This is a genomic window from Caballeronia arationis, assembly GCF_001544975.2.
In the GTDB taxonomy this organism is placed as follows: Bacteria; Pseudomonadota; Gammaproteobacteria; order Burkholderiales; family Burkholderiaceae; genus Caballeronia; species Caballeronia arationis.
In genome coordinates, this window is record NZ_FCOG02000306.1 from 1 (window position 1) to 3,366 (window position 3,366).

6 protein-coding genes are annotated in these 3,366 nt (G+C 60.7%); 5 read left to right on the forward strand and 1 reads right to left on the reverse strand.

Translation table 11 applies throughout. The features are described from left to right. The coding region (locus AWB81_RS47905; RefSeq protein ID WP_235026200.1) for an IS110 family transposase at nt 1-217 on the forward strand (217 nt) is incomplete at its 5' end. Beyond that, nucleotides 124-366: a tyrosine-type recombinase/integrase gene (locus AWB81_RS41330; RefSeq protein WP_159939028.1), complete on the forward strand. Its 243-nt coding sequence runs from the start codon at nt 124-126 to the stop codon at nt 364-366. The genes AWB81_RS47905 and AWB81_RS41330, both read left to right, overlap by 94 nt. An 11-nt stretch (nt 367-377) precedes the next feature. On the opposite strand, the gene AWB81_RS45475 is transcribed toward AWB81_RS41330, so the two are convergent. Then, the gene (locus AWB81_RS45475) at nt 378-731 is read right to left on the reverse strand and encodes a hypothetical protein (RefSeq protein WP_144444357.1); all 354 of its coding nucleotides are present in this window, start codon (nt 729-731) and stop codon (nt 378-380) included. A 266-nt stretch (nt 732-997) separates the two neighbouring features. Here AWB81_RS45475 and AWB81_RS41335 point away from each other — a divergent pair, with 266 nt between their 5' ends. The 3 genes from AWB81_RS41335 to AWB81_RS41345 are packed head-to-tail and all read left to right on the forward strand — an operon-like array spanning nt 998 to nt 3,350. Further along, on the forward strand, nt 998-1,558 hold the full coding sequence (locus AWB81_RS41335; RefSeq protein ID WP_235026198.1) for a site-specific integrase: 561 nt from the start codon (nt 998-1,000) through the stop codon (nt 1,556-1,558). After that, nucleotides 1,555-2,490, forward strand: a complete 936-nt coding sequence (locus AWB81_RS41340; protein WP_062644242.1) for a tyrosine-type recombinase/integrase — start codon at nt 1,555-1,557, stop codon at nt 2,488-2,490. The genes AWB81_RS41335 and AWB81_RS41340 overlap by 4 nt, the downstream gene beginning before the upstream one ends. Then, a complete protein-coding gene (locus AWB81_RS41345) occupies nt 2,487-3,350 on the forward strand; it encodes a tyrosine-type recombinase/integrase (RefSeq protein WP_235026199.1) in 864 nt (287 codons plus the stop codon). The genes AWB81_RS41340 and AWB81_RS41345 overlap by 4 nt, the downstream gene beginning before the upstream one ends. Nucleotides 3,351-3,366: the final 16 nt, after the last annotated feature.

Consider the following 3,366-nt stretch of genomic DNA (forward strand, 5'->3'; position numbering starts at 1 on the left):
CTGGGTCGGTATCGACTGGGCGGACACGAAGCACGATATCTGCGTGCAGGCGGCAGGCGAGAGCCGGCGCGAGTCCGCGAGGTATTTGTTCGCCATCGGCCGCCGCTCAATGCGGCGGCTAGCGTGGACCTTGTCCGAAGCGCTGTTCGCCACGCTGCAAAACAATGCGGTCTGCAGCAGCGTGTGCGCGGCACACACATCTTCCGGCACACCATAGCATGCCGGATGGCACAGAGTGGTGCACCGTTCAAAGAGATCGCCGACCTGTTGCGACACCGCAGCCTCGACACGACCACGATTTACGCGAAGGTCGACTTTCTCTCGCTTCGGCGGGTCGCTCTCCCATGGCCAAGGAGGCGTCCGTGAACTCTCACACATCATTTTCGACCTGGATCGACGACTACTTGGCCGTTCGCCGACGAGCAGGGTTTCAGCTTGAAACTGAGGGCTCGCAACTCCGGAAGTTTGCACGCTTCGCCGAGCAGGTCGGCCACGCTGGTCCGCTGACGGTACGACTTGCGGTTCAATGGGCCAGCAGTTCGCGCAGTGGCCGAGCGCTGACAGCTGCACGCCGGATCGAGGTGCTTCGTCCCTTTGCTTCTTATTGCCGCCAGTTCGATCCCGCAACCGAGATTCCGCCCCGGTGCCTGTTTGGGCATGCCCATCGGCGGTTGGCACCGCATGTTTTTACTGACGATGAGGTCCTTGATCTGTTGGGCGCCTGCGATCACCTATATCCGCCCGGTGGCCTGCGGGGGTTGAGCTGTAAGACGATCTTTGGATTAATGGCGGCAACAGGCCTGCGCGTCTCGGAAGTGAAGCGCCCCGGAAATGTAGGAGACCAAAGTCTCCTACATTTCCGGGGCGCTTCAAGACGGTCGTCACCGCGCTGCGCTCGTTCCTGCGATTTCTACTGCAGCGTGGCGCTATCCAGACAGACCTGGCTTCAACTCTGCCTGGGGTGGCATGCTGGAGACGGTCACATCTGCCCAGCTCGTTGCTTCCCGATCAGATTGAACGATTGCTCGCCTGCTGCGATCGCAGCACACCGGCCGGCGAGCGCGACTATGCGATCTTGCTGCTCCTGGCCCGACTCGGGTTGCGGGGCGGCGAGGTGCTGGCGATGACGCTGGACGATCTGGACTGGGAGAACGGCGAGATAGTTGTTCGAGGCAAAGGTCAGCGACTGGAACGCTTGCCAATGCCCTCGGAGGTTGGCGCGGCATTGGCGAGCTATCTTTGTGACGTCCGTCCCGCGTGTGCGACGCGTCGGGTGTTCATTCGGATGAAGGCTCCGCAGCAGGGGCTTGCCGGGCCGGACGCGATTTGCTGCATTGTTCACCGCGCTCTTGATCGGGCCAGTCTTGCCCCTGACTTCAAAGGGGCTCACCTGTTCCGCCATTCCCTTGCCACCAATCTGCTTCGCCGCGGTGCGACGCTGGGTGAGATTGGTCAACTGCTGCGTCACCGACTACCGATAACCACACAGATCTATGCCAAGGTGGACATCGCGGCGCTACGTGATATTGCGCTGCCGTGGCCTGGAGGTGCGTCATGAGCACCTTACAGGTCGCACTCGATGAGTACCCTGCAGTCCGGCGCGCCCTCGGGTTCAAGCTCCGCTTGTCCGGCCGACTGCTGCAACGCTTTGTCGACTTCGCTGCTCGCGAGGGTGCAGAATACATCACTACCGAGTTCGCAGTTGCATGGGCGATGCAGCCGGCCACAGCACAACCTGCCCAATGGGCAAACCGCCTCGGCATGTTGCGTCGTTTCGCGCAGTATTGCAGCGCAAACGATCCGCGCAACGCCGTACCGCCGGCAGATCTGCTTCCTCACCGGTACCATCGTCCAGCTCCATACCTTTACCGCGACGAAGAGATCAAACGGTTGCTTGCTGCTGCACGCCGCCTTCCATCTGACACTGGTCTGAGGCCCGTTACATTCTTCACGCTCTTCGGCCTCTACGTCGCCACGGGGCTACGGGTGACCGAGGCCTTGCATCTCGATCGCAACGACGTCGATCTGGTCAACGGAGTGTTGACGATCCGTGACGCGAAGTTTGGCAAGATGCGCTATGTACCGCTCCACGTTTCCACACGACGAGCATTGCAGAGCTACGCAGTCCTGCGGGATCGCTTGTGCAGCGATCTCGAAACGCCGAGCTTTTTTGTCTCGGAGCGCGGAACCCGTTTAACAGACCTGTGCGTGCGACGGACCTTTGTGAAGCTATCGCATGAGATCGGCCTACGCGGTGCAGACGACTCCCGAGGGCCTCGTCTGCACGATCTTCGTCACCGGCTGGCCACTCGCACGCTCCTCAACTGGTATCGACGCGGTGTCGATGTCGAGCGTCACCTGCCGTTGCTGTCGGCCTACCTCGGGCACGCGCATATCACAGACACGTACTGGTATTTGACGGCGACGCCCGAGCTGCTGCGCTACGCGCTGCGATACGTGGAGCGATCCAGACAAGGACAACGGCCATGAATACTATCAGTACGCTCCCCGCACTTCTCCAAGCATTCTTCATGGATCGGCTCATGCAGCAGCGTCAGGCGAGCTCACACACCGTCGCAAGCTATCGGGACACCTTCCGTCTGCTTCTCCAGTACGCGCAAAGACGCTTGGGCAAGGCGCCTTCGAATCTGACGGTATCAGAACTCGACACGCCGCTGCTGGGAGCGTTCCTCGATTACCTGGAGCACGAACGCAAGAACAGCGCCCGCAGTCGCAACGTGCGTCTTGCTGCAATCCATTCGTTCTTCCGCTATGTGGCGTTGCACGCACCGGAGCATAGCGCAGTGGCGCAGCGCGTCCTGGCCATGCCGAGCAAGCGCTATACGCGCAGCCCGATCGCTTATCTGACGCCGGTCGAGGTGGATGCGCTGCTTGCCGCCCCCGACCTCACGACATGGTCAGGTCGTCGTGATCGTGCGCTTCTGACGTTGGCTGTCCAGACCGGCCTGCGTGCCGCGGAGCTTATCGGGATTCGCTGCGAAGACGTCCTGCTTAGCACCGGCGCGCATGTACGATGCGAAGGAAAGGGTCGAAAGTGCCGTTGCACACCATTGGGTAAAGACACCGTTCTGGTGTTGCGCAGTTGGCTACGTGAGCGCCAAGGACTGCCTCTTGAGCCTGTTTTCCCAACTACGCGCGGATCCGCGTTAAGCCATGATGCCCTGCAATACATATTGGATAAGCATCTCCGTATCGGTTGCCAGCACTGTCCATCGCTCGTGCATAAGCGCGTGACTCCGCATGTTTTAAGGCACACCCTGGCCATGGACGAGTTACTGTCAAATCTGGTGTTTCGGATTCGGCATGATCAGGCGGCCAGCGGTTGCTGAGCCGGTGTGCTGTCGG